The sequence below is a fragment of the Streptomyces sp. 5-10 genome, from assembly GCF_014712245.1.
GTDB lineage: Bacteria > Actinomycetota > Actinomycetes > Streptomycetales > Streptomycetaceae > Streptomyces > Streptomyces violaceusniger.
Genome location: NZ_JACVYG010000015.1, coordinates 92,963 through 109,805 on the forward strand (window position 1 = coordinate 92,963; position 16,843 = coordinate 109,805).

Below are 16,843 nucleotides of genomic sequence, written 5' to 3' on the forward strand. Positions count from 1 at the left end.
TGTTCGCCTTTCTTACAGCGCCTTGTCTCATGGCGCCTCAGCTCAAGACGCCTTATCCACGGGCGCTTTCTCACAGCGCTCGTGGAACTGCCGTGGCACCACCGCTCGGCGGAGGTGCCACGGCAGCACGGAATGCGAAGAGTCAGGCTCAGATCGCGGTGCCGGTCGGCTTGCGGCGACGCAGGGCGTAGGCGCCGGCGCCGAGGCCACCGAGGAGCAGGACCGAGCCGGCGGCCATGCCGCTGCCCGTGGTGGCCATGCCGCCACCACCGGTGTGGACGCCACCGCGCGGCTTCTCGCCCTTCTCGTGGTCCTTCCAGGAGCCACCGGACCAGTCGTCGTGGTCCTTCTTACCGGACCACTCGTGCTCCCGCTCCTTGCCGGACCACTCGTGCTCCTCCTTGCCCTCCTCCTTGCCCTCCTCCTTGCCCCGGCCGGACCAGTCGCCCTCTTCCTTGCCCTTCATCTCTTCCTTGCCGTGCTCTTCTTCCTTGCCCTGCTCTTCTTCTTCCTTGCCGTGCTCTTCCTTGCCCTGCTCTTCCTTTTCCTTGTCCCAGGAGCTGCCGCCCTGGCCGTAGCCGTCCTCGGAGGACTCCTGGCTGCTCGAGTACCCACCGTGACCGCCCGGGTCCGAGACGTCGGCGGCGAACGCGGCGGCGGGGGCGCCCAGGGTCAGGGTGGCGGCAATCGCCGCCCCGGTGAAGAGTGCGCGAGTAGATCGCATGAGTCATTCCTTCCGGCGCCGTCGCGATACTGACTATTTGCCAGATAAAGGGATCGCATCGGCGTCTCATCCACCGTCAGCGAAGTGGGCTTCCCCTGCCACTCGGCGCGGCCTGCGATCTGCTGTGTTGTAAGCCCTCTGGGTGGAGATAAGCGCAATGATCACTCATTTGCCGCGCGAATGGGCTGACACCCTTTCCCCCTTTCGGCAGGCATCATTCCGATGAGCCCAGTAGTGTGAGATTTCGCGACCGGTGCATAACCCACTCGCGGCGCCATACGAAAGACCCCACACCGAAGACCCCACACCGAAGACGCCACACGAAAGACGCCGTACGCAAGACGCCATACGAAAAGGGCCGCCGGGAGGTGAACTCCGTCGGCGGCCCCGTGCGGCGCGACACATGCGCTAGCCCTGGTCGCGGTCCCAGCGGTAGAACTCATGGGCCATGGCGTCCTTGGGCTCGCGCCAGGTCTCCGGGTCGTACGCCCGCATATACGGCTGGAGGCGCGCGCTGACATCCCGGAACTCCGGGTGTTTGGAGTACTTGGTGACCTCCGTGGCCGGCGGCCGCTCCGCCTCGATCAGATGCAGATACACCTCGCCGAACTGGAAGAGGCTGCGGCCGGTGACGCCGATCAGCTTGGGCAGTTCGCCGCGGTCGGACTCCGCGAAGATCTTGGCGACCTGCGGCGCCGCGTCCCGCTGCATCTTGGCGACGATCATGGTGCGGTACATGGTCATGCCCCCACCGTCTCCCGGGCCCGCTGCTCGATCTTGTCCCGGATCAGATCCATCTGGATACGGGAGTTGCGGTTGATGTGGTCCGTCATCGTGGGGTCGTCGACCGGCGCGTCGGGCCGCATCTCGAAGTCCTGGGTCCAGCGCATGCGGGTGCCCTCGGACTCCTCCTCGTACTCCCAGCGGATGTTCATGTAGGCGAAGGGGCCGGGCTCCACACGGCGCGCCCATACCGTGCGCACATCGCGGGCCGTCTCCCGCTCGGAGACCCAGGACCAGACCTTGCCGTCCTCGTCGGGGTGCATGGTCAGGCGGAAGGTGGTGGTGTCCCCGGTCCGCTGGAGCACCTCGACCGAGGCGTACTCGCTGAACAGCTGCGGCCAGTTCTCCAGGTCGTTGGTCATGTCCCAGACGAGGTCGAACGGCGCCTTGATCATGACCTCGTTGTCGGTGTGGCCTGCCATCTTCATGCTCCTGAGGTAAGTGAGGTGTTGATGACGTCGAGGAAGTCACCGGGGGTCTTGCAGCTCTCGGCCCCCGGTTCGATCGGGGTGCCGTACTGGTTCTCCAGCTCGCCGACGATGGCGAGCAGACCGAGCGAGTCCAGGCCGTACTCCTCGAAGGTGGAGTCCGGCCGGGCCTGCATCGTGTCCGGGTCGACGGTGAGTCCGGCGCACCGCTTCATCAGCGTGGCCAGTTCCCCGTAGGACAGTTGACTGGGCATCAGTAATCTCCTTCCGGTCCGCGGAGCACGAGCGCCGCGTTGCAACCCATGAGTCCTCGGCTGAGCACCAGCGCCGTCCGCGGCTCGGCCGGGCGGGAGCTGCGGGTGACGAGGTCGAGGTCATGGCAGACGTCGGTGACGTACGGGGTCGGAGGCACCACGCGGTGCTCCATGGAGAGCAGCGCGGCCGCCACGTCCAGCGTGGGAGCCGCGCAGTGCACCCGGCCGAAGCCGGTCTTCGGCGCGGTCACCGGGACCCGGGTGCCGTGCGGCCCGAGCGCGTCGGCGATCGCCAGCGCCTCGGCGCGGTCCGCCTCGGGCACCCCGAGCGCGTCGGCGAAGACCACGTCGATCTCCTCCGGCGCGCACTCCGCGTCCTCCAGGGCCACGCGGATGGCCTGGGCGAGCCCCTCCCGGGACCGCTCCCACCGGGACGCCCCGGTGAAGGTCGAGCCATAGCCGGCGAGAAAGCCCCGGATCCGCACCCCGCGGCGCCGGGCGGCCCCCTCCTCCTCCACGACCAGCATCGCCCCGCCCTCCCCGGGCGCGAATCCGCAGGCGTCCTCGGTGAACGGCAGATAGGCCCGGCCCGCGTCGCGGGCCCGGCTGAGCTCGTCCCAGCCGAGCATGCAGACGATGGAGTACGGCGCCAGCGACGCCTCGGAGGCGCCCGCCACCACCGCGTCCGCCCCCCGTCGGATGGACCGGCGGGCGTGCGCCAGCGCGTCCAGACCGCCGGCCTCGTCGTTCGCCACCACCCCACAGGGGCCCTTGAACCCGCCGCGGATGGAGACCTGGCCGGTGCTGGCCGCGTAGAACCACGCGATGGACTGGTACGGGCCCACATAGCGCGGCCCCTTGCCGTACAGCTGCTGCAGCTCGCGCTGGCCGAACTCACCGCCGCCGGAACCGGCGGCGGTCACCACGCCCACGGCGAACGGCGACATGTCGTCCACCGGCAGCCGGGCGTCGTCCAGCGCGAGATCGGCCGAGGCCATCGCGAAGTGGGTGAAGCGGTCGGTCTGGACGAGGAACCGCTCCTCGATCATCGAACCCGGATCGAAGCCGCGGACCTGGCCGCCGATCCGGACCGGGAAGTGCTCACTGCCCTCGCGGGAGATCCGGTCCAGGGAGGTGATCCCCTCCCGGGTGGCCTTCCAGAAGGCGTCGGTGCCCACTCCGCCCGGGGCGATCACACCGAGGCCCGTGACGGCCGCGCCCCGGTTCCGGGCGCTCTTCGCGGATGTCATGCCGCACTCCCGTCCGCCCGGCTCAGCACCACCGCGGACTGGAAGCCGCCGAACCCGCTGCCGACCGACAGCACATGGCGCAGCGGGAGGGCGCGGGCGGTGCGCGGGACATAGTCGAGGTCGCATTCGGGGTCGGGGGTCTCGTAGTTGGCCGTCGGCGGCACCACGCCATGGGCGAGGGCCATGGCGCAGGCGACCACCTCGATGGCGCCGATCGCCCCCAGGGAATGGCCCACCATGGACTTGATCGAGCTCATGGGGGTCTTGTACGCGTGCTCGCCCAGGGACCGCTTCACGGCCGCCGTCTCATGCCGGTCGTTCTGCTTGGTGCCCGAGCCGTGCGCGTTGACGTAGTCGACCTCGGAGCTGTTGACGCGGGCGTGGCCGAGCGCGTGGTCGATCGCCTCGGACATCTCAAGACCCTCACGGGTCAGACCGGTCATGTGGTAGGCGTTGCCGTAGGTGGCGAACCCCCGGAACTCGCAGTAGACCCGCGCCCCTCGGGCCCGGGCGTGCTCCAGCTCCTCCAGGACCAGTACGGCGGCGCCCTCGCCGAGGACGAAGCCGTCCCGGTGGGCGTCGAACGGCCGGGACGCGGTGGCCGCGTTGTCGTTGTTCGCCGAGGTCGCCTTGATCGAGTCGAAGCAGGCCACGGTCAGCGGAGTGATCGGCGAGTCCGCCGCCCCGGCGATGCACACATCGGCCCGCCGCTCCTCGATCGCCTGGAAGGCGTACCCGATCGCGTCCAGACCGGAGGTGCAGCCGGTGGAGACCGACTGCACCGGGCCCTGCGCCCCGGTCAGCTCCGCCACCCCGGAGGACAGCGCGCTCGGCGAGAACGCGTGCTGAAGGTGTGGACCCGCCTTGCGGTGGTCCACATCCCAGTGCTCACCGGCGTCGCTGACCTTGACGTAGTCCTGTTCGAGACGGGTGGACGCGGCGACGGCGCTGCCCAGCGAAACCCCTATCCGCCAGGGGTTGAGCGCCTGGAGGTCGAGACCGGAGTCCCGTACCGCCTCCTGCGCCGCCACCAGCGCGAACTGCACATAGCGGTCGGAGCGTTCGATCTGCTCGAAGCTCAGACCGCAGGCCAGCGGGTCGAAGTCGCATTCGGCGGCGATCCGGGACCGGAACCGCTCCGCGTCGAAGAGCGTGATGTTGCGGGTGGCCGTACGGCCCGCGGTGAGCATGTCCCAGAAGGCCGGGACCCCCACACCCCCGGGGGCGACGACACCGAGCCCGGTGACCACCACCCGTCGGGTCACGACGTCGCCTCGGCGGGTTCGTTGGCCTCCGTGTCCACGTGGCCGAGCTCGGGGCGCGGCGCCAGGGGCCCGAGGTGGAAGACCATCCGGGCCTCGGTGCTCCCCACATTGCGGAACCGGTGCCGCATGTTGATGGGGATCAGGATGGCCTGGTCGGGGCGGAGCGGATGCGCCTCGCCGTCCAGGTCCACCTCCATGTCGCCGCTGACGACGTACACGAACTCCTCGGAGTACGGGTGGTAGTGCTCGGCGACCCGTTCACCGGGCCCCACGATGGCCATCCCCATGAAGCCGCTCGTGGCGCCCACCAGGGTCGGTGTGAGCATGGCGCGCACATCGCCACCGCGCCGGCGGTTGGGGGCGACCGCGGCGAGGTCGACGACGAGAGGGGACTGCGTGGTCATGATGAGTTCCTCCAGGTAGCGTTGCGCGGTCCGCGCCACGGGGTGAAAAGGTGCGAGAGGGAGAGACGTCGTCAGTGGTCCGCCGACTTGCGGTCGGTGACCGGGGTCATGTCGCAGTCGGCGAGGAAGCGGCGCAGCCCGTCGTCCATGGACAGGTCGATCACCGCACCGTCCGCCCCGAGGTCCAGCAGGCGGCCCAGCACGGCGGCGGCCCGCCGACCGCTCACACCGGCCGCCGTGGCGGGGTTCCGGTCCAGCGGCCCGGCCAGGTCCACCAGACGCACCACGATGTCGTCACGCTGGAAGATGGTGCTGCTCAGCAGGGTCTTGGCGGTCTGCTCCGCGGCCATCTCCTTGTTCACCGCCAGCTCGTCCTGCCGGGCCAGCAGACTGGCCACCGCCGGGCCGGAGCCGGTCTTGACCGGGTAGAGCAGGGCGTGCCGGTGGACGCCCTCGGCGGGGCGCGGCCCGCCGGCCGTCATGTGGTGGACCACCGGAAGGGAGGCGCGGGCGAAGAACTCCCGTGCCGAGCTGGGGTCGTCGAGGTTGCGGTCCTCCTCCAGATACGGATTGAGGGCCTCCTCGGCGGCCCTGATCTCCGGCTGCCGGGCCACGAAGCGCAGCGCCGCGGTGAGATCGCCCTTGACCTCCACGGCCCGCACCACCCGGTTGCCGCTCATGAACACCGAGGTGCGGTAGAGCCGGGTGGTCTCGTCGACGCGGGCCTGGGGCGAGGCGTAGTCGGCCAGGATCTTGGCGACGGCGTCCTCGCTGCCGGGCTTCACGGTGAAGGTGAGCGCCTGCCGGACCAGCCCGTCACCGATCCGCAGCGCGGCGTCGACGCCCCGGGTGGTGACATCGACCGGCGCGGACCCGGCGGTCAGGGTCTCCCGCAGGATGCTGAACCGCAGTGAGCGGGTGTCCTCCACACAGCCGTGGAAGGGCTTGACCATCTCCCGGTGCGCGGGCGAGTCCACCCAGGCGAGGAACGGAGGGGCGCTTTCCCATTCGCTGGTGATCAGCCACTGCGAGGGGTTCTCGATCGACTGGCACAGCTGGTCGCTGATGTGCCCGGGTACCGCGGCCACCTGCTGGGACAGCTGATCGTAGGCACGCAGAAAGCGCTGCTCGGCACCGCTGTTGACCTGCACCAGCAACACGACGCGCAATCTGGTGTCGGTGAGAGCGGATTCCACGGTCGTCGGCGATGGGTCCACCGTGGTCTCCGGAACGTCGGACAGGGTGCTCATATTCCACTCCTTATTTCGCGGACGCGTCCTTCCGGGCATCGAGGACACCCGCCCGTTAGACGATCGTGAAGTGCTCCCACCAATGGCGCGAGATATGTGAGCCATCCGAGCGAACGCCTGGTCAGCGCCCCGGAGCGGCCCGGAATCACCGGGCATAGCAGCAAAATGAACCGTCTTGCCGACAATGCTGAGCGTGTGCCCGTCCTCATCGTGGGCGGCTCCCTGGTGGGCCTGTCCGCCTCGCTGTTCCTGGGCCGACTGGGGATCGGTCATCTGCTGGTCGAAAAACACCCGCGCACCTCGCACCACCCGCGCGGACGGGGGAACAACATCCGGACGATGGAACTGTTCCGCACCGCCGGAGTGGAGCCCGCGATCCGCGAGGCCGCGTCCGTCCTGGCCGACAACCACGGAATCCTGCAGACCCCGTCCCTCACCGGTACGGAGGGCAACTGGCTCTTCCGGGAGTTGGACCCGGGTGGCAAGGCCGCCCGGATCAGCCCCGCCGGATGGTGCCTGTGCAGCCAGAACGACCTGGAGCCGGTGCTGCTGAACGCGGCCCGGGGGCTCGGTGGCGATCTGCGGTTCTCCACCGAGCTGATCTCCTTCGAGCAGGACCCGGACGGCGTCACCGCCACCCTCCTGGACCGCAGGTCCGAGCGGCGCTCCACGGTCCGCGCCGACTACCTCATCGCCGCCGACGGCCCCCGCAGCCCGGTGCGCGAGGCCCTTGGCATCGGGCAGAGCGGACGCGGTGAGCTGTTCCACAACGTGTCCATCACCTTCCGCGCCAAGCGGCTCGCGGACGCGGTCGGGGACCGCCACTTCATCGCCTGCTACCTCACCAACCCCGAGGCCGACGGGGCGCTGCTGCCCGTCGACAACCAGGAACAGTGGGTCTTCCACGCCCCCTGGCACCCCGAACACGGCGAACCGCTGGAGGCGTTCACCGACGAGCGCTGCGCCCAGCACATCCGCACCGCCGTCGGCATGCCCGACCTGGAGGTCGAGGTCACCGGAAAGGCGCCCTGGCACGCGGCCGAGCGGGTGGCGGACCACTACTCCGACGGCCGGGTCTTCCTCGCCGGGGACTCCGCGCACGAGATGTCGCCCACCGGCGCCTTCGGCTCCAACACCGGTATCCAGGACGCCCACAACCTGGCGTGGAAGCTCGCCGCCGTCATGGGCGGCTGGGCGGGCCCCGCGCTGCTGGAGACCTACGGCATGGAGCGGCGGCCGGTCGCCCAGGCCACCAGCGCCCGCGCCGCCGCCCGTTCGGCCGAGCACAGCCACCCCGGCTACTCGTCACCGGCCGCCGAGGGCCGGGGCCCGCAGTCCAATGTCATGGCGGTCGCCATGGGCTACCGCTATGTGCGGGGCGCGGTCGCGGGCGCCGACCCCTCCGCCCCCGCGGTGCCCGACCACTTCACGGTCTCGGCCGAGCCCGGCAGCCGCGCCCCCCACATGTGGGTGCACCGCTGCGGGGTGCGGCTGTCCACCCTCGATCTGTACGAGCGCACCTGTGTGCTGCTCACCGGGCCGGGCGGCGCCACCTGGCACGAGGCGGGCCGCCGCGCCGCCGACGCCCTCGGCGTACCGCTGGACTGCTACCGGGTGGGCGAGGGCCCGGACCACGAACTCGCCCCCGAGCCGGGCACGGACTGGGCCGAACTCCACGGCACCGCCCCCGACGGCGCGGTCCTGGTCCGCCCCGACGGCTTCGTCGCCTGGCGAGCGGAGCGCTCGGTCCCCGACCCGGAGGCGGCGTTGACGCGTGCGCTGCGAGAGGTTCTGCGACTGGACGGCTGACGCGCCTGCGCCGGGTGTCGCTTCGCCGGGTATCGCTTCGCCGGGTGTCCCTTTCCCGGCTGCCCCCGGCCCGCGGTCGGTCGCGACGCATGCTGTTCCCCTCCCCGCCCCTCCCCAAAACTGGTGCTCCGCCCCAGCCCCCGAAACCGGTGCTCCGCCCCGGGACCCCGGATCGGGGCTCCGCCCCAGCCCCCGACCCGGGGCTCGGCCGCAGCCCCCGTAACTGGGTGCTCCGCCCCGGGATCCCGGATCGGTGCTCCGCCTCATGCCCCGGATCGGGGCTCGGCCTCAGGCTCGGGATCGGGGCTCGGCTTCAGGCTCCGGGATCGGGGCTCGGCTTCAGGCTCCGGGATCGGGGCTCGGCTCCAGAGTGCGGGCCGACGCTTGGCCCCGGGCTCCGGGGATTGGGGCTCGGCCGCGGGCTCCGGCAGAGGTCTGTCGCCAGGCCCTCGGGCACTGGGGCTGTGTTTCAGGTCCGGCACCGGTGCTCCGTGCCGGAGCCTGGGTCGGGGTCCCGCCCCAGGCTCCGGATCGGGCTTCGCTTCAGGCTCCGGGGATTGGGGCTCGGCCGCGGGCTCCGGCAGAGGTCTGTCGCCAGGCCCTCGGGCACTGGGGCTGTGTTTCAGGTCCGGCACCGGTGCTCCGTGCCGGAGCCTGGGTCGGGGTCCCGCCCCAGGCTCCGGATCGGGCTTCGCTTCAGGCTCCGGGGATTGGGGCTCGGCCCCAGACCTCGGGCCGGGGTTTGGCCCCAGATCCCGGGCCGGGGTTTGGCTCCTTCCCGGAGCGTTGGTGTGCGGTTCCGCCGCGTGGCGGGGCTTCGCCCCGGGCGCCGGGGTCCAGGGGCGGAGCTCCTGGTATCGGGAAGGGGCGGGGAGGGGAAAGCATCCATAGGCCGCTCCACCGCGTGGTCCGCCGGACGCCCCCGCAAGGGGCCGACGTCGGGCGGCGGCGAGCCCGCCGCGGAAGGTGCGGAAGGCGCGCGCCGGGCGGGCCGGTGCGGCAGGGGCGCTGCCCGAGCGGCCCGGGGCCGAGGGGGCGTCAGCCCGCGGCCTCGCTCTGGGCGTCGCGAGCGGTACGGCGGCGCAGGCGCCGCCACACCGCGGGGGCCGTGCTGATCACGACCGTCAGGACCACGGCCGCCGCCACGCCCTCCCACGGCTCGGGGAAGAGCGAGCCGCCCAGGATCCCGATCAGCTGATACGTCACCGCCCAGGCCAGCGCCGCGGGCCCGGCCCCGCGCGCGAACCTCCGCAGCGGCCAGCGCGCCAGCAGACAGGCCAGCATCACCGGTATCCGCCCCGCCGGGATCAGCCGGGACAGCACCAGAACCGCCACCCCGTGCTCGTCCAGCCGCGCCTGTGCCTGGTCCAGCCGTTCCGGCGCCGCGTGGTCGTGGATCCGCTCCAGCCACCGCGAGCCGTTCTTCGAGCGCACCCCGCGCCGCCCGAGCCAGTACAGCATCACATCGCCGGAGAAGGCCGCCAGCGAGGCCACCCCGAAGACCACCAGCAGCGACAGCGGGGGAGCGGTCTGGTGGATGGCGACCACCGCCGCCGAGGAGACCACCGCCCCGGTGGGCACCACCGGCACCAGCGACCCGAACACCACCAGCAGGAACAGCGAGGGGTACCCCACCGCCTGCTGCGTCGACTCGGACGGCACGCTCCGCGCCAGATCCGCCAGGTCCGCCAGATCCCCTATCACCTGGCGGGCTCCAGCCGCACGCACTCCCCGTGCCCCAGCCGGTGCACCACCGCGTCGGGGGCCAGCCGCCCGGCGTGGCGCACGAAGTCGTCGCCCGGGGCGTGGAATTCATGCGGACGGATCGCGTCCATCCCGATCGGCCAGTACGTCCCGTAGTGCACCGGCACCGCGCAGCGCGCCCCCAGCCGCGCCAGCGCCTGTGCCGCGCGGCCCGCGTCGAGATGGCCGGGGCCGAGGTACGGCCCCCAGCCGCCCACCGGAAGCAGCGCCACATCGCAGGCGCCCACCGCCTCCGCCATCCGGTCGAACAGCCCGGTGTCCCCCGCGAAATACGTGGTCGACTCGCCACTCAGCACGTACCCCAGCGCGGGCACCCGGCTCGGCCCGTACGGCAGCCGCCGCCCGTCGTGCGCGGCCGGTACCGCCCGGATGCGCACCTCGCCGACCGTGCACACGTCCCCCGGCGCCACCTCGGTCACCCGCAGCTCCCGCGCCGCGACCACCCGCCGCAGCCCGGGCACCGCCCGCCCGGCCCCGCGTGGCACCACCAGCCGGGTGCCGGGCAGCAGCTTGGCCAGCGAGCCGAGGTGCAGATGGTCGGCGTGCAGATGCGAGACCAGCGCCACGTCCGCCACCGCCGCGGCGGCCGGTGGCACGGCTCCCCGGCGGCGCCGCAGATGGGCCAGCCGCCGTACGAAGAGGGGGTCGGTCAGCACCCGCACACCGGAGTCCCGCACGGTCGCGGTGGCATGCCCCCACCAGGTGATCTCCACCGACATCTCCCGCCTCCTCCCTCGGGCCGTCCCGCTCCGATCCTCTCACCCCGCCGGGTGGCGCATGGAATGAGCCCGGCACGGGTATGCATGACTCATGCATGGTGAGAGGGAACGCGTAGCGAATCTGCTGGGGGCCACGGCGCTGGCGATCACGGACGATCTGCTCAGCGCCCCGGCCGCCGCGTCCCGCCTGAGCATGAGCGCGGCCGCCGCGCTGATCGTGCTCCGCGCCGATCCCGGCGTGAGCGTGACCGAGCTCGGCCGCCGGGTCGGGCTGACCCAGTCCGCGGCGGTGCGGATGGTGGACGGGCTGGAGCGGGACGCCCTGGTCGAGCGGCGGCGCGGAATCGGCAACTGGACCGGGGTCCACCCCACCGCCAAGGGCCGCCGGACCGCGGGCCAGTTGCTGACCTCGCGGACCTCCCGGCTCACCGGGGTGCTGGACGGCCTCGGCGAGGCGGAGGTCCGCGACCTCGGTGCACTGCTGGCCACGCTGCTCGACGGGCTCTACCAGGGCAGTGGTTCGGCCGACCGGATGTGCCGGCTGTGCGACCGGATCGCCTGCACCCCGGACGGCGTGGAGTGCCCGGTCGGGGCCGCGGACCGGGCGGCCGTGCGGGCGGTGGCCGAGGACGGGGCGGGCGCGCGGGCGGCGGCCGAGGGCGGGGCCCGTACGGACCATGGGTGAGCTGCTGGCCGTCGCCTCGGCGCTCTGCTTCGGCACCACCCACTTCCTGAGCGGCCTGGTCTCCCGCCACCGGCACGGGGTGACGGTCGCGGCCTGCGCCCAGGCGGGCGGCACGGTGGTCAGCCTGGTCCCGGTGCTGCTCACCCAGGATGCCAACGCCCCGCCGTCGGCGCTGGGCTGGGGTGCGCTCTCGGGGCTCGGCACCGGGGTGGGCGTGGCGTGCCTCTACTGGTCGATGAACCAGGGGCCGATGAGCGTCGTGGTGCCGGTCAGCGATGTCACGGCGGTGGGCCTGCCGGTGCTGGCCGGTATCGCCCTCCTCGGCGACCGGCCCTCGCCCCCGGCCCTCACCGGGATCGCGCTCGGGCTGCCCGCGCTCTGGCTGGTCTCGCGCGGCGAGTCGCGTGGGCCGCGTGGGCCGCGTGGGCCGTGCGAGCCGCGTGAGCCGCGCGAGTCGCGACTGGGGCACGGGCAGGGCGCCGACCGGTCGCGCTCGGCCGTCGTCATGGCGCTGGTCGCCGGAGTGGGCCTGGCCGTGCACTTCTTCGCGCTCGCCCGGATACCGGCCTCGGCCGGATGGTGGCCGGTGGTGGTCAGCCGGGCCGTGTCGGTGGCCGTCATCCTGGCGCTGTTCCCCGCGACCGGCGCCTCCTTGCGGCTGCCCCGCCGGGCGGCCGCCGTGGCGGCGGTGGCGGGCGCGCTCGGCACCCTGGCGACCATCCTCTATCTGCTCGCCACCCGGCAGGAGTTGCTGTCCGTCGCCGTGGTGCTGTCCGCGCTCTATCCGGCGGTGCCGGTGCTGCTCGCGCTGACGTTCCTACGGGAGCGGATCACCCGGCCCCAGGCCGTCGGGCTGCTCGGCGCGGGGCTGGCCATCGGGCTGATCGCCCTCAACTGACGGCGTACCGCACGCGGTCTCAGGGGATGCCGGCGGATCGTGACGCCTGCGGCGGGCTGCTCCCCTCCCCGCCCCTTCCCGAAACTGGGGCCCGGCCCCAGCCCCCGAAACCGGGGCTCCGCCCCTGCCCCCGGGCTGACGCCCGGCCCCAGCCCCCGGAACCGGGGCTCCGCCCCTGATCCCGGGCTGACGCTCCGCCCCTGATCTCGGGCTGATGCTTGGTCCCTGGCTTCGGGGCCGGGGTTTGGCCCTTGGCCTCGGGCTGACGCTTGGCCCCTGGCTCCGGAACCGGGGCTCCGCCCCTGATCCCGGGCTGACGCTCCGCCCCTGATCTCGGGTTGATGCTTGGTCCCTGGCTTCGGGGCCGGGGTTTGGCCCTTGGCCTCGGGCTGACGCTTGGCCCCTGGCTCCGGAACCGGGGCTCCGCCCCTGACCCTGGGCTGACGCTTGGCCCCTGATCTTGGGCTGATGTTTGGTCCCTGGCTTCGGGGCCGGGGTTTGGCCCTTGGCCTCGGGTTGATGCTTGGCCCCTGGCTCCGGAGCCGGGGCTCCGCCCGTGGCCCTGGGCTGACGCTTGGCCCCTGATCTTGGGCTGATGTTTGGTCCCTGGCTTCGGGGCCGGGGTTTGGCCCTTGGCCTCGGGTTGATGCTTGGCCCCTGGCTCCGGAGCCGGGGCTCCGCCCGTGGCCCTGGGCTGACGCTTGGCCCCTGATCTTGGGCTGATGTTTGGTCCCTGGCTTCGGGGCCGGGGTTTGGCCCTTGGCCTCGGGCCGACGCTTGGCCCCTGATCCCGGGCTGACGCTCCGCCCCTGACCTTGGGCTGACGCTTGGCTCCTGGCTCTGGGGCCGGGGCTTGGCCCCTGGCTTCGGGTTGATGTTTGGTCCCTGGCTTCGGGGCCGGGGCTTGGCCGTTGACCTCGGGCTGACGCTTGGCCCCTGGCTCCGGAACCGGGGCTCCGCCCGTGGCCCTGGGCTGACGCTTGGCCCCTGGTCTCGGGTTGATGTTTGGTCCCTGGCTTCGGGGCCGGGGCTCGGCCCCAGACCTCGGGCCGGGGTTTGGCCCCTGATCCCGGGCCGGGGATTCGCTCCTTCCCGGAGCGTCGGTATGCGGTTCCGCCGCGTGGCAGGGCTCTGCCCCAGATCCCGGGGTCCAGGGGCGGAGCCCCTGGTATCGGGAAGGGGCGGGGAGGGGAAAGAGACCTGCCGGACACCAACGCGTCCACGGCCAGACCGTGGGAGCCGTACCGTTCGCGCGGCGGCACGATCCCCGTCCGCCGGTCGAAAATCCGTGGACCGGCGGGCGCCCCCTACGTCACGATGACCGCCGCCAACCCCGGCTCCCGGGGCCCCGGTCTCACGAAAGGCCACCGTCGTCCGTATGAGCCGTGCACTCCACCAGCGTGCCGTCGTCGCCGACGCCCACAACGACCTGCTGATCGCCGTCACCGCCCGTCCGCCGCACCGCTGGGCGGGCTACTTCCGGGAGCGCTGGCTGCCACAGCTGCGCGAGGGCGGGGTGGATCTTCAGGTGCTGCCGGTCTTCATCGACGACCGGTTCCGCCCCGAGGGCGCGCTGCGCGAGACGCTGCGTATGATCGAATGCGCCCACACCCTCGCCGAGGGCAACGCCGACGAGGTACGGCTGTGCCTGGACGGCGACGACATCGACGCCGCGCTCGCCGACGGCCGGATCGCCCTGGTGCTCGCGCTGGAGAGCGCCCCCGGGCTGGACGCCAACGTCGAGCTCCTCCCGACCCTCCACCGCCTCGGGGTGCGCATCGCCTCGCTCGCCCACTGGGGCCGTACCGCCCTGGCCGACGGCAGTGGTGAGGACGCCACCGGAAGCCGGCTCACCGAGGCCGGGGTCCTGGCGCTGCGGGAGATGGAGCGCCTGGGCATCCTCTTCGACGTCTCCCACCTCGGCGCCTCCGGGGTGGCCCATGTGCTGGAGCTGGCCACCCGCCCGGTGATGGCCACCCACTCCTCCGCCCGCGCGCTGCTGGACCACCACCGCAACCTCACCGACGAGCAGCTGCGCGGGATCGCGGCCACCGGCGGCACGGTGTGCGTCAACTTCCTCGGCGAGTTCCTGGCCACCGACCCGGCCGACCGCACGGTGGACCGGCTGGTCGATCACATCGTCCACATCGCCGACGTGATCGGCGTCGAACGTGTGGGTCTGGGGCCCGACTTCATCAAGGAGGTCAGCGCGGACACCACCCCGCCCTGCTGCGAGGACGCCGCGTACGCCCGGCTGGTGGTCCCCGGCCTCGAAGGCCCCCGCGGACTGCCTCTGGTGACCGAGGCGCTGGTCCGAAGGGGCCTTCCCGAGGCGGACGTCGAGAAGATCCTCGGCGGCAATGTGCTGGAGCTCTTCCGCAAGGAGCTGGGCCGCCCCAACTGAGATTTATCGCCCGGTGGCGGCCACGAACGCGTCGATCACGGCGAACGTGGCCTCCGGGGCCTCCCGGGTGGGGAGGTGGCCCGCGCCCGGGATCAGCGCGAAGCGCGCCCCGGGGATGGCGGCGGCGTACGCGCGGCCGTAGTCGGGCGGGACGACGGTGTCGTTCTCGCCCCACACCGCGAGGGCGGGCACCGTCACCCGGGCGAGCCGGTGCAGCAGCTTCGGGTCGGACTTCGTCGGCCCGGCGTAGGCGGCCAGCGCCTGAAGCGCCGCGGGTGAGGGCCCCCGACGCGACACCGGCGCCTCGGAGCCTTTCCCGGCCCCGGGCCCCTGGGCGTGCTCGGGTCCCTGGGCGCGCTCGGGCTCCTGGGCGCGCTCGGGTCCCTCAGCGGTCCCAGGGCCCTGAGCGGTCCCGGTCTCCTGGGCGGTCCCGGGCCCCTGGGCGGTCCGGGACCCCTGGGCTGGCCCGGTGCCCTGAGCCGTCCCGGGGCCGTAACCGGTCCCGGGTCCCTGAGCTGGTCCGGAGCCCTCACCGGGCGGTGGGCCGGGCGGGGCCGTGGGGAAGCGGACCTCGTGTCCCTCGAGCCGTGGCCCGAACGCGCCCATGATGACCAGCCCGCCGATGCGGCGGCCCCGGTCGCGTACGGCCATCTCCGCGGCGATCCAGCCGCCGAACGAGCTGCCGAGGACCAGGACATCGCGCAGATCGCGGTCGTCCAGCAGATCCAGATACGTCTCGACGAGGTCGCCCACGTCCGAGAACCACTCGGGCCGCGGGGTGTCCTCCCAGCCCGGGTGGGTCGGCGCCAGCACCCGGGAGGTGGCGGCGAAGTGGTCCACCACGCCGCTCACGCTCGCCGGTCCGCCGCCGCCGTGCAGGACGAGCACGGGGCGGCCCGCGCCCACGTCCCGCACCGTCAGGGGCAGACCGGGGTAGGGCTCAACAAGGAATTCGGTGGGCGTGGTCATCGGTCCGCACCTCCGGCGGTCAGCGCGGTGAAGGAGTCCCGCATGATCCGCAGGGCGTCCGGCTGGAAGAAGTCGACGAGGTGGTCGGCCGATTGCCTGGCCGCCTCCTCGGCGCGCGGGAACATGGCTGTCTCGTAGGCGTTCAGCGCCGTCTCCAGGTCGTCGTGGGCGGCCAGGGCGAGGGCGAGTTCCGCGCCGTCGAGCATGGCGAGGTTGGCGCCCGCCCCGGCGAAGGGGGACATCAGATGGGCGGCGTCGCCCAGGAGCGTGACGCCGGGCACCCGGTTCCAGCGGTGGCCGATGGGCAGGGCGTGGATGGGCCGGGGGACGAGCGGGCCGTCGCTGTCGGCGATCAGTGCGCGCAGCCCCTCGTCCCAGTCGGGGAAGAGGTCCAGCAGCCGCTTCCTGATCGCCGCCGGGTCCGCAGGGTCCGCCGGGTCCGCCGGGCCCCCCGGATCCGCCGGGTCGACCAGGCACGAACGGCTCCACTCCTCCGGCGCCTTGACCGCGGTGTAGACGCGGATCCGGCCGCCACCGTTGCGCTGGGCGAACAGCCCCTTCTCGTCCGCGAGGGCGAACATCGAGCCCCGGCCCACGAGTTCGGCCACAGCAGGGTGCCGGGTGTCCACGTCGTTCAGGAGACCGTCGACGAACGACACCCCGGTGTAGACCGGATCGGCGCCGGACAGCAGGGGCCGGACCCGGGACCACGCCCCGTCCGCGCCGACCACCACATCCGCCGCGACGGCCGTGCCGTCGGTCAGGGTGAGCTCGGGCCGCCCTGCCGCGCCGAGGGCGACCGCCCTCACCTTCTGGCCCCAGCGGACCGTCCCCTCCGGCAGTGACCCCAGCAGCAGCTCCTTCAGCACCCTGCGGTCGATCTCGGGGCGGTCGTAGCCGTCACCGTCTCGCGGCGGGGGGATGTGGAAGCCCACCTCGGCGTCCTTGCCGAGCAGACGCAGCTCCCCGCCCTCGGGGCGGCTCAGCGGCCGGAACTCGTCGAGCAGCCCGGCGTGCAGCAGCGCCCGCTGGCCGGACTCCTCGTCCAGGTCGAGCGTGCCGCCCTGGTCGCGTGCGGTCGCCGACGCGTCCAGTTCGTAAACGGTCGAGGGGATGCCGTGCACGTGCAGTACGCGCGCCAGCGTCAACCCTCCCGGCCCTGCTCCGACGATGGCGATACGGCGTTCACGGCGTTGTGTGGACATGGCGATGGATGCCTCCCTGGCTCGGCGCGGGG

The 16,843-nt window shown here is 72.7% G+C and carries 16 protein-coding genes; 4 read left to right on the forward strand and 12 right to left on the reverse strand.

Annotation, left to right across the window (positions count from 1 at the left end):
* Positions 1-148 precede the first annotated feature (148 nt).
* The 8 genes from IEJ02_RS19105 to IEJ02_RS19140 all read right to left on the reverse strand — a co-directional run bounded on the left by IEJ02_RS19105 (position 149) and on the right by IEJ02_RS19140 (position 6,358).
* Positions 149-724: a hypothetical protein gene (locus IEJ02_RS19105; RefSeq protein ID WP_191065984.1), complete on the reverse strand. Its 576-nt coding sequence runs from the start codon at positions 722-724 to the stop codon at positions 149-151.
* 408 nt (positions 725-1,132) lie between these two features.
* Entirely contained in the window at positions 1,133-1,462 is a 330-nt protein-coding gene (locus IEJ02_RS19110; protein WP_137981005.1) for a TcmI family type II polyketide cyclase, read from the reverse strand.
* A 2-nt stretch (positions 1,463-1,464) separates the two neighbouring features.
* Complete coding sequence (locus IEJ02_RS19115; protein ID WP_137980071.1) at positions 1,465-1,929, reverse strand: SRPBCC family protein; 465 nt, start codon at positions 1,927-1,929, stop codon at positions 1,465-1,467.
* Positions 1,930-1,931: 2 nt separating this feature from the next.
* Entirely contained in the window at positions 1,932-2,189 is a 258-nt protein-coding gene (locus tag IEJ02_RS19120; RefSeq protein ID WP_191065985.1) for an acyl carrier protein, read from the reverse strand.
* A complete protein-coding gene (locus IEJ02_RS19125) occupies positions 2,189-3,439 on the reverse strand; it encodes a ketosynthase chain-length factor (RefSeq protein WP_191065986.1) in 1,251 nt (416 codons plus the stop codon). Before IEJ02_RS19125 ends, IEJ02_RS19120 begins: the two co-directional genes overlap by 1 nt.
* On the reverse strand, positions 3,436-4,704 hold the full coding sequence (locus IEJ02_RS19130) for a beta-ketoacyl-[acyl-carrier-protein] synthase family protein (RefSeq protein WP_191065987.1): 1,269 nt from the start codon (positions 4,702-4,704) through the stop codon (positions 3,436-3,438). The genes IEJ02_RS19125 and IEJ02_RS19130 overlap by 4 nt, the downstream gene beginning before the upstream one ends.
* Positions 4,701-5,108, reverse strand: coding sequence for a cupin domain-containing protein (locus IEJ02_RS19135; RefSeq protein ID WP_137980075.1), 408 nt, complete (start codon positions 5,106-5,108; stop codon positions 4,701-4,703). Before IEJ02_RS19135 ends, IEJ02_RS19130 begins: the two co-directional genes overlap by 4 nt.
* A 71-nt stretch (positions 5,109-5,179) precedes the next feature.
* Positions 5,180-6,358, reverse strand: coding sequence for a SchA/CurD-like domain-containing protein (locus tag IEJ02_RS19140; RefSeq protein WP_191065988.1), 1,179 nt, complete (start codon positions 6,356-6,358; stop codon positions 5,180-5,182).
* 165 nt (positions 6,359-6,523) lie between these two features.
* Here IEJ02_RS19140 and IEJ02_RS19145 point away from each other — a divergent pair, with 165 nt between their 5' ends.
* Positions 6,524-8,167, forward strand: a complete 1,644-nt coding sequence (locus IEJ02_RS19145) for an FAD-dependent oxidoreductase (RefSeq protein WP_191065989.1) — start codon at positions 6,524-6,526, stop codon at positions 8,165-8,167.
* A gap of 1,038 nt (positions 8,168-9,205) precedes the next feature.
* On the opposite strand, the gene IEJ02_RS19150 is transcribed toward IEJ02_RS19145, so the two are convergent.
* Positions 9,206-9,868: a DedA family protein gene (locus tag IEJ02_RS19150; protein ID WP_191066047.1), complete on the reverse strand. Its 663-nt coding sequence runs from the start codon at positions 9,866-9,868 to the stop codon at positions 9,206-9,208.
* Entirely contained in the window at positions 9,868-10,650 is a 783-nt protein-coding gene (locus IEJ02_RS19155) for an MBL fold metallo-hydrolase (RefSeq protein WP_191065990.1), read from the reverse strand. The genes IEJ02_RS19150 and IEJ02_RS19155 overlap by 1 nt, the downstream gene beginning before the upstream one ends.
* A 91-nt stretch (positions 10,651-10,741) precedes the next feature.
* On the opposite strand from IEJ02_RS19155, the gene IEJ02_RS19160 reads away from it, so the two are divergent.
* The 3 genes from IEJ02_RS19160 (at position 10,742) to IEJ02_RS19170 (ending at position 14,637) form a co-directional block, all read left to right on the forward strand.
* Entirely contained in the window at positions 10,742-11,335 is a 594-nt protein-coding gene (locus IEJ02_RS19160; protein WP_191065991.1) for a MarR family winged helix-turn-helix transcriptional regulator, read from the forward strand.
* Positions 11,328-12,233, forward strand: a complete 906-nt coding sequence (locus IEJ02_RS19165) for a DMT family transporter (RefSeq protein ID WP_191065992.1) — start codon at positions 11,328-11,330, stop codon at positions 12,231-12,233. The genes IEJ02_RS19160 and IEJ02_RS19165 overlap by 8 nt, the downstream gene beginning before the upstream one ends.
* Positions 12,234-13,611: 1,378 nt before the next feature.
* Positions 13,612-14,637, forward strand: coding sequence for a dipeptidase (locus tag IEJ02_RS19170; RefSeq protein ID WP_191065993.1), 1,026 nt, complete (start codon positions 13,612-13,614; stop codon positions 14,635-14,637).
* Between the two features lie 3 nt (positions 14,638-14,640).
* Here the strand turns inward: IEJ02_RS19170 and IEJ02_RS19175 are convergent, their stop codons facing one another.
* Positions 14,641-15,606 carry an alpha/beta fold hydrolase gene (locus tag IEJ02_RS19175; protein ID WP_191065994.1) on the reverse strand — a complete coding sequence of 322 codons (966 nt, stop codon included), beginning with the start codon at positions 15,604-15,606 and terminating at the stop codon, positions 14,641-14,643.
* Positions 15,603-16,811, reverse strand: coding sequence for an FAD-dependent oxidoreductase (locus IEJ02_RS19180; protein WP_191065995.1), 1,209 nt, complete (start codon positions 16,809-16,811; stop codon positions 15,603-15,605). Before IEJ02_RS19180 ends, IEJ02_RS19175 begins: the two co-directional genes overlap by 4 nt.
* Between the last annotated feature and the right edge of the window lie 32 nt (positions 16,812-16,843).

Coding starts and splice junctions, on each gene's coding strand:
- IEJ02_RS19105 (WP_191065984.1), bottom strand. CDS start 724: ATGCGATCTACTCGCGCACTCTTCACCGGGGCGGCGATTGCCGCCACC.
- IEJ02_RS19110 (WP_137981005.1), bottom strand. CDS start 1,462: ATGTACCGCACCATGATCGTCGCCAAGATGCAGCGGGACGCGGCGCCG.
- IEJ02_RS19115 (WP_137980071.1), bottom strand. CDS start 1,929: ATGGCAGGCCACACCGACAACGAGGTCATGATCAAGGCGCCGTTCGAC.
- IEJ02_RS19120 (WP_191065985.1), bottom strand. CDS start 2,189: ATGCCCAGTCAACTGTCCTACGGGGAACTGGCCACGCTGATGAAGCGG.
- IEJ02_RS19125 (WP_191065986.1), bottom strand. CDS start 3,439: ATGACATCCGCGAAGAGCGCCCGGAACCGGGGCGCGGCCGTCACGGGC.
- IEJ02_RS19135 (WP_137980075.1), bottom strand. CDS start 5,108: ATGACCACGCAGTCCCCTCTCGTCGTCGACCTCGCCGCGGTCGCCCCC.
- IEJ02_RS19140 (WP_191065988.1), bottom strand. CDS start 6,358: ATGAGCACCCTGTCCGACGTTCCGGAGACCACGGTGGACCCATCGCCG.
- IEJ02_RS19145 (WP_191065989.1), top strand. CDS start 6,524: ATGAACCGTCTTGCCGACAATGCTGAGCGTGTGCCCGTCCTCATCGTG.
- IEJ02_RS19155 (WP_191065990.1), bottom strand. CDS start 10,650: ATGTCGGTGGAGATCACCTGGTGGGGGCATGCCACCGCGACCGTGCGG.
- IEJ02_RS19160 (WP_191065991.1), top strand. CDS start 10,742: ATGCATGGTGAGAGGGAACGCGTAGCGAATCTGCTGGGGGCCACGGCG.
- IEJ02_RS19165 (WP_191065992.1), top strand. CDS start 11,328: ATGGGTGAGCTGCTGGCCGTCGCCTCGGCGCTCTGCTTCGGCACCACC.
- IEJ02_RS19170 (WP_191065993.1), top strand. CDS start 13,612: ATGAGCCGTGCACTCCACCAGCGTGCCGTCGTCGCCGACGCCCACAAC.
- IEJ02_RS19175 (WP_191065994.1), bottom strand. CDS start 15,606: ATGACCACGCCCACCGAATTCCTTGTTGAGCCCTACCCCGGTCTGCCC.
- IEJ02_RS19180 (WP_191065995.1), bottom strand. CDS start 16,811: ATGTCCACACAACGCCGTGAACGCCGTATCGCCATCGTCGGAGCAGGG.